This window comes from Armatimonas sp. (assembly GCF_043760365.1).
Classification (GTDB): Bacteria; Armatimonadota; Armatimonadia; order Armatimonadales; family Armatimonadaceae; genus Armatimonas.
Genome location: NZ_JAYUPA010000989.1, coordinates 1 through 7654, shown reverse-complemented (window position 1 = coordinate 7654; position 7654 = coordinate 1). Strand labels below are relative to the sequence as shown.

Sequence of the window (7654 nt, the reverse complement as noted above, 5' to 3'; positions counted from 1 at the left end):
TGCCTGTACCCTCACCTGAGATTTCGACACCATCCGGCCCGAATACCCTCACCCATGGGCTGAAGTCGTTGGAGCGGACACTGAGAATCAGCGCTTGGCTGGCATTTCCCGTGAACGACCAGATCTCCGTGCCATCTGCGCTCAGTGTTCCGCTGCCGCGCTCCCCGAGCTTGAGCGGGCGTACGGGATCGGGCGCACGCTGGAGCTGGTAGGCTCCACTGCCGCCATCACCGTAGCAGTGCACCTTCAGTAAGTACTTCTCCGCGCCGGTGAGCAGTACCGTCACCAAGGCGTTGCGCCCCTTCCCCCCATCGTCGTTACTTGCCAGCCGCTCGCCACGCAGGTTGTAGAGCTCCAGCTCAATATCGAACTGCTCCGAGAGTCCTTCCAGGCGCAGAATCTCTCCCGCCTTGCCCTCAATCGCGTAGTAGTCCGCCCCACCAAGCGCCAGTTTTCCCGCAAGCGGTGCTTTTAGCTCCCAGCCTCGAACGGTTTTCGTGCTGGTAAGTGTGTAGTCCATCTCCAGCCCCACAAGCTGCGCCAGTGTCAGCTCATAGGTTCCGGTCTTGCGCAGTAGCGCCACCAGCTCTCCCTGCGACTTTTCTCCGGTGGCAAAGGTCGCCACGGCAGTCTTTGCGGTGATGTCCTCTTCACTCTCTGTCGGAGGGATATAGGTAAGCTGTGCCTCGACTCCCCTGCCCTCGGCCCGTGCCTGGAGCCGGACAAAGTCTCCCGCCGTGGCGGTGAAGGTCCAGATATCCACCCCACCCGTTCCTAGCTTGCGCGTGATGGAAGGCTGTCCCAGAGTGAGGGGCGCAACTCGCGCCGTCGCAACCGTGAAGGCATAGGTTCGTGCGGCACCGACGCGTAGGTAGTAGTCTCCTTTTGCCTCCGCACGAAACGAAACGGTGGACGGACGCCCCACGATGGGCTCGTTCAGGCTCAGGCTCTCCCCGGTAGGGGAGAATACCTGGGAAGTCGCGCTATTGCTATCTGGGAGGTTGATGAGCAGGGTCTGGCCCACCTCTGCGGGAAAGCGATAGAACTGAGCCCGCTTTTCCTCATTGCCACTTGTAGTGCGTGCTCCTACTTTGATCTCGGTGGCAACAAAACGGCGCAGAGTCAGCTTGAACTGCCCGCCACCCGCGCCCTTGAACGCCTTCACGAGTAGCTTGTAGGAGCCCGCCTTTGGGAATCGGTAGACGAGAAGCGCGTCTTGAACGCCGAGGCGCACATCGTCGTTTTCCGCCAGCAGCTTGCCGTCTTTGTCTACTATCTGGATCGCCGGGTCGAAGTTCGTGGTGGTCGCTGAGGCGATAATCGTCTCGCCGTCTTTGATGGTCAGTGCCCACTCGCTCTGCTGGCCGGGACTGAGGATATTGGTCGCTGTCGTGAGATCGGTGTCTGGCGTGCGAGCATTGGAACTGCCGCCTGCCATCCCGCCACCGCCAAAGCCGCCACCGCCGCCCCCCCCGCGCTGGGAAAAGCCAGGCAATGCTGCCCCAAAGAGCGCGACAAGAGCAATTAGGAAAGTACGCATGAAAATTTCCTCCGTGGATTTGAGTCGGGTGCAGGGGAATTCCCTTCAATCGGCTACAATCGCCGCATGTCCCGAACATTTCGTAACCCCATCCTACCCGGATTCTACCCCGATCCTTCGATCTGCCGTGTGGGAGATGACTACTACCTCGTTACTTCAAGCTTCGAGTACTTTCCTGGCCTGCCGATCTTTCATAGCCGCGACTTGGTGAACTGGCGGCAGCTCGGCCATGTGCTGACGCGGCCCGCGCAGCTCAACTTAGACGGTGTGCGCGGCTCCGGCGGGCTCTACGCCCCGACGATTCGTCACCACAACGGGATGTTCTACGTGATCAACACGCTGATGGACGGCAAAGTGAACCACGGCAATTTTATCGTCACTGCGCCAGATATTACAGGCCCGTGGTCGGAGCCCTTCTGGCTGCCCGAGGCGCGGGGGATTGACCCATCGCTGTACTTCGACGATGAAACGGGCAAGGCTTGGTATGTCGGTAACCGCCCTGTCGCTGAGCCGCAGTTCGCGGGCCACTGCGAGATCTGGCTGCAGGAGCTGGACTTGAAGGCGATGCGGCTTATCGGCCCGGACTACGCACTCTGGGAAGGGGCGCTCAAACAAGCCATCTGGCCCGAGGGGCCGCATATCTACAAGATCGAGGGCTACTACTACTTACTGATCTCCGAGGCGGGCACCGGCCACGACCACGCGCTCTCGATTGCCCGTAGCGAGCATCTCACCGGGCCGTACGAGGGCTACAAGCGCAACCCGATCTTGACGCACCGGCATCTGGGCTGGGACTATCCGATAGTGGGCGTGGGCCATGCGGACTTAGTGGAGACGTCAAATAACGAGTGGTGGCTGGTGCTGCTCGGGATGCGCCCCACCGAGGGGTATCACTTTAACTTGGGCCGGGAGACCTTTCTTGCGCCCGTTACCTGGGAGCAGGGCTGGCCGGTGGTCAATGTCGGAGTCGGGAAAGTCGAGTTTGCGATGACGGCTCCGAACCTGCCCGAGCATCCCTGGCCCACGCTTCCCGCCCGCGACGACTTCGATTCGGACTCTAAAACGCTTGCCGACACCTGGAACTTCATCCGTACTCCCCGTGAACCCTTCTGGAGCCTCAGCGAGCGCCCCGGAAACCTGCGCCTCAAGCTGCGCCCTACCAGTATTACGGAAGTCGCCAACCCCAGCTTTGTCGGGCGACGGCAGCAGCACTTTAGTTTTGTGGCCCAAGCCTCGCTGGAGTTCACCCCGCAGAGTGAGCACGAGTGCGCCGGGCTGGCGGTGCTTCAGAACAACCATTTCCACTACCGTCTGACGGTAACCTTAGACGCAGGGAGCTGCGTGGTTCAGCTCATCAAGTGCGAAAAAGGCGAGGAGATGCTTCTGGCGCAGCAAGCCCTCCCCGAGGGCCGCGTCTATCTGAAAGCCTCCGCTGTCAGTCAGGCGGTGTATAGTTTTTACGTCAGCAGCGACGAGAACAACTGGCAACAAATTTCAGAGAGTGTGGACGGGCGCATTCTCAGCACCAAAGTCGCAGGCGGCTATGTGGGTACGTATATCGGAATGTACGCCAGCAGCAACGGCCAGCCCAGCGAAAACCATGCCGACTTCGACTGGTTTGAGTACACGGGCGACTAAACCGGCTTGCCAAAGACAGGCGTGTCGTTCTTCCAGGTGAAGGGCTGGGCGCGGATCACGCGGTCCCAGCCGGAGCCGGAGTGGCGGGCACTGTGGTAGACGATCCAGTCTTGCGTGCCGTCCTTCACAAACGAGCAGTGGCCCGGCCCAAAGATAGTCTCTGTTTTTTCAAAGACGGGCGTGGGGTGCTTTTGCCAGGCGCTTGCATCGAGTGGATCGCCGCCGGGTGCGAGGCTCAGGCGGCCCAGGCAGTAGTCATCGCACCACGAGCCCGCCGCCGAGTAGATAATATGCAGCGTGCCGTTTCGCTCTAAAACCTGCGGCCCCTCGTTGATCGTCGGGAGCTTGCCTGGCCCGCCACTGCCGCGTTTTTCCCACGCAAGCTCCGGCGACGAGATCCGCACGCGCGCACCGCTTGGGGTGAGGGGATCAGACATTGGGCAGATATAGAGCTGTTGCGCCGTGTTCTCGAAGCCTTCCCAGCCCGACCAGAGAAAGTAGAGCATCCCATCAAAAGACACCAGGGTGCCGTCTATTGCCCAGCGGTCTGGAGCCAGCGCCAGCTTCCCTGCAAACCCATACGGCCCCCGCAGGCTCTCGGAGTGCAGTACGATCATCCGGTGATTCGCATTGTCCCCATCGTCGGCGGCGACATAGACATACCAGCGACCCTGATGAAAATGCAGCTCCGGTGCCCAAATTTCCTGGGAGAATGCCCCCGTCTCCGGTGCTTGCCAGAGCAGCTCGGGTGTCGCCGTGCCTAGCCCCCTGAGTGTCTCGGAGCGCCGAATCGCCACTCCGTTGTGATGTGTGTGGCACCAAATATAGCTGCCCTCATCACGGATCACCCAGGGATCGGCACCGGTAGAGATAGGTTTAGTCATGCCCACAGGATACCCCACCAACACTCGCATCAGAACCAACACTCACATCAGATCTCAGGGTTTTTGGGTAAGCTGAACCCAGCCATTAAGGAGGGCATAGAGAAGCGACTCAGCACGACTGCGAGTACCGAGTAGCAGGCTGAGGCGTCGAAACCTACTCTTAATCGTCTCTTCAGAGCAGATAAGTGCCTCAGCGAGGACTTGATTATTGGTCGTGCGAAGTGCCAAAGCAGCCTCCAGCAGTTTACGGAGTGCTGGAGAGAGTGGGCTAGGTGTGGTTGTTATAGATGGTGTGGCTAACATTCTGACTATCACCTCAGATACCAGTATTTAGCCTGTCTCTAACAGATCTCTAACAAAGCGTATTCAGAGCATAGTCTGTTGCTTCTGCAAAGGAAACAGGACCACCATACCTTCAGGCACCACTGCACGAACACGCCGAGCGTAGTGTTCGTAGAGGCGCTGGTACACCGGGACAAAGACTCTTCCCAAAGGAGGGAGGAGTCCATTCGTTCAAGAAGGGAAGGCTGCTGTGAAAGAGTGTCCGTGCCTCGCCCTTTTCACCCTACTCAAGGGCCAACATCCCCAGATAGGTCTGAATTAGGGCTACGCTAATGGATACAGTATTTTCCCTATAGAGCAAAAAACCTGCAAAATAGAGCGCTTGGTATTTCATCATATCGTGTTTATTCTAGCAGAAAGTCGGCGGAAATACCCATATTTAGGGCTATTTTTCGTGCCCTTGCTTTGCTATAATATTGCTATGGCACAGGAAGAGAGCCTCGCGGATCTGCCGCTTTGCCCCCTAACTCCAGGTTTGCTCCGCCTGCTCCAGGATGCCGTTGCCCTATGAACAGCCAATAACAGAGAGCTTGCTCGTCTACATTGTTGCCCGGAGGAGACTGTAAAGAGTATGTTTTATCGTATCAATATGGCACTTGGTACTCATAGCCGATTTTAAGCGGTGATCAAAGCAATTGCACACAAATAGGTGCAAATAAAAAACGAAAATGCCCCCATTTAGGTCTATCACTAAACAAATAGCACTGTTAAACTAAATGTACTCTGCTCCGGCCTGGCTATCCTTGCCTTAGTAGCTAGTCTTAGCCGAAAGCGCCACGGCTATTTTTGGCTTCCTGCTCATTTTTATGGGCCTACCACCCGAGAGGTTCCTCGGCGCAATGTTGTTTGAAAAGACGGAAAAGGAAAGAAAGAAAGATGAATATTCAGAAAAGACATAAGATGGGTTTCTTTGCTATCGGAGTAGTTATTACAGCAACTACTTTTGGTTACTTCTCTGGAACCACTCAAGCCCAACAACCTGAAAGGCTAGTTCAGCAACTGCCTGCGCAAATTCCTGCTGAATTGCGTGCTCTCCTAAATAGTCCAGAGCAACCTGTTGACTCAAAAATCACAGTTGTGCCCCCTTATGATGTGCCTATTCCCTGCCCACCCCTGTCTCCGAAACTGATAGGGAAGCCTCTAAAAGAGGTCGCTACGGGGGGGATTTCAGATCCTTTTTCTTTTCAATTAGGAGGACCTGATCTTGCGAACATCACGAATATCTACAATGGATATTTTAAGTACCTGAATACCATTTGTCCCTCGGCAGTGAGAATGCGAGTTTATTGGGTTGTTCGTGAGTTGTCTACCCCCGCTAATCAGACACCTAAGTATTGTATGGAGGGGAGATTCGTCGGGTATTCTTACATACAATTTCCAGGGACAAGCACCGCTGGGCTAATGGGGCCTCTTAGCATAAATAAATGGTATGGAATTTCAATGCATGTCCTCCCCGAAAGCGGGAACTGCACTAGGGAATGCCGTCGGACGATGTGTATTTCCTATATCAAACGAATCACTCCTGGGTTTAAGGCAGCTCCAGGATCTACGACTAATGTCCCCCCTAGCATCTCAACATTCGTTGATAGTGAGGGAGCAGTGATCCTGGAGCGCGATTCCGTTAGCGGTAAAATTCTTCGGGAGTCGAAACCTACAGAAGGAGGTTCACAAGCATCCGCTAATATTGACGCAGCCTGTGATAGCTGTAAACAATAGGGAAAACTTGACTTGGTTTTCTGCGATGCTCCCCTTTGAGGCTTGAGGTTATCACTTCAAAGGGGCTTTCTTTATGCTCAGGGCCAGGATGGAACTTTTCACAAGGCCAGCCCCTGAAGCGCGTCCTCGGCGAAGTTAATCCAGAGGGCGAAAAGCTTGTTTTTCGGGAGCGCGATAAACCCAGGGAGGTAGTTGCGGTGTCCACCGGCGAAGATCATCTCCGAGGCGCTCCAGGTGAGTCCCGCATCTCGGCTGAGGCAGAGCTTGATATCTAAATGCAGTCCCGGCGGCGGCGTCCCTGATCTATCCGGCATCTCCCGGCCTTCGTCGGTGCCGAAGATGCAGACAAGCGTGCCGTCGGTGCGCTTTGCGAGAAACGGCGCGAGGGCCATGTGGGGGCGCTGAGGGGCTGCGTAGAGCAGGCGGCGTGGTGCCCAGGTCTGCCCGTCGTCGTCGCTGGTCACAGAGCGGATAACATTGTGGTGTGGCGGGCTGGTGTCCACACTCTCTAGGGCGCAGACCAGCCGCTTGCCCACAGCCACCACGGTTCCCATACCATCGCGTGAGAGTTTTTTCTCCTCGGCGCGGCTCATCACTACCGGCTCACTCCATGTTTTTGTCTTGCTGTCCCAGAAGCGGCCCATCAGCCACTGGTGCCCCGAAAAGCCGCTAAGAAGCGGCGTGTTCTCGTCGTCGTAGACACAGAGGAGGCGCCCGCCCGGAGTCTCGCATAGAAACGGCGCCCAGAGCCCACGGCTTGGGCCGCCTGGCTCGGTGATGGTGTGTGCAGTGACCGTGGAGTGGGGCTTCCAGCTCTTGCCCCCGTCACTGCTCTGGTAGACCTCGATGGCGTAAGATTTTGTAGCGTGGTGGTTGTGGCGGCAGACATAGAGTAGGCCGTGGCGCTTGCTGTCGAGAAACGCACCATCGCCCAGATCGGTGGTACGGTCAGGGTCGCGAATCACCGCAGCGGGCTCACCCCAGGTCTGGCCCGAGTCTCGGCTTTGCGAAGCCAGCACGACCGCACCAGCTTTACTATGCTCCGTGCGTGCGCCCAGCAAGTGCCCGCTGTGTAAGCGAACGGCACCGCGCATCACAGGGATTTTCCACGGAGCGGGCTCAGGCAACGCGGCGACCTCGCAGGTTCTGTCCTTGCTGGTTGGTGCCCTGGTAGGTAGCGAAGTCTTGGGCAAGCGTGAGGTTATCTTGCCAAGTTCCGCCGGGCGCTTTTTCATTGGGCCAGCGGACAGTCAACATAAGGCCATCCCTACTCCAGGTGCCTCCGGGCGCACTCGTCGTACCGTCGGCCTTGAAGGTGAGCATGCTGGCCGTGCCACTCTCGGGGGTATGTTCCCAGGCTCCGATCGGGTCGCTCCACTTGGGTGGCTTTGCCGCGTCTTTGAGCACGGGCCAGCCTTTTGAATCCCAGCGCAAAGCCGCCATAAACAGTGTCGGGACGCCATTGCTGTCCGCATCGTAGGCGTGGCACAGAAACGCCTCGCCCACCACCGCGCAGTGTCCGGGACCGCGCCAG

5 protein-coding genes and 1 pseudogene are annotated in these 7654 nt (G+C 57.4%); 1 reads left to right on the top strand and 5 read right to left on the bottom strand.

What is annotated here, in order from left to right; all coding sequences use genetic code 11:
• On the bottom strand, positions 1-1540 hold a 1540-nt coding region (locus ACH2EH_RS25010), incomplete at its 3' end, for a PPC domain-containing protein (RefSeq protein ID WP_395146107.1).
• Positions 1541-1606: 66 nt separating this feature from the next.
• Here ACH2EH_RS25010 and ACH2EH_RS25005 point away from each other — a divergent pair.
• Positions 1607-3178 (top strand): glycoside hydrolase family 43 protein, encoded by a 1572-nt coding sequence (locus ACH2EH_RS25005; RefSeq protein WP_395146106.1) that lies wholly within the window; start codon positions 1607-1609, stop codon positions 3176-3178.
• Here ACH2EH_RS25005 and ACH2EH_RS25000 read toward each other — a convergent pair.
• From ACH2EH_RS25000 to ACH2EH_RS24985, 4 genes and pseudogenes are all read right to left on the bottom strand, one after another.
• On the bottom strand, positions 3175-4062 hold the full coding sequence (locus tag ACH2EH_RS25000; RefSeq protein WP_395146104.1) for a family 43 glycosylhydrolase: 888 nt from the start codon (positions 4060-4062) through the stop codon (positions 3175-3177). The genes ACH2EH_RS25005 and ACH2EH_RS25000 overlap by 4 nt on opposite strands.
• Positions 4063-4116: 54 nt before the next feature.
• Positions 4117-4365 carry a hypothetical protein gene (locus tag ACH2EH_RS24995; protein WP_395146102.1) on the bottom strand — a complete coding sequence of 83 codons (249 nt, stop codon included), beginning with the start codon at positions 4363-4365 and terminating at the stop codon, positions 4117-4119.
• Between the two features lie 1853 nt (positions 4366-6218).
• On the bottom strand, positions 6219-7214 hold the full coding sequence (locus ACH2EH_RS24990) for a sialidase family protein (protein ID WP_395146100.1): 996 nt from the start codon (positions 7212-7214) through the stop codon (positions 6219-6221).
• 25 nt (positions 7215-7239) lie between these two features.
• Positions 7240-7654, bottom strand: a pseudogene (locus ACH2EH_RS24985) (hypothetical protein); the annotation flags it as partial.

What these genes read in the sequence shown, in the direction of transcription:
- ACH2EH_RS25005 (WP_395146106.1), top strand. Translation starts at nt 1,607, where the DNA reads ATGTCCCGAACATTTCGTAACCCCATCCTACCCGGATTCTACCCCGAT.
- ACH2EH_RS25000 (WP_395146104.1), bottom strand. Translation starts at nt 4,062, where the DNA reads ATGACTAAACCTATCTCTACCGGTGCCGATCCCTGGGTGATCCGTGAT.
- ACH2EH_RS24995 (WP_395146102.1), bottom strand. Translation starts at nt 4,365, where the DNA reads ATGTTAGCCACACCATCTATAACAACCACACCTAGCCCACTCTCTCCA.
- ACH2EH_RS24990 (WP_395146100.1), bottom strand. Translation starts at nt 7,214, where the DNA reads ATGCGCGGTGCCGTTCGCTTACACAGCGGGCACTTGCTGGGCGCACGC.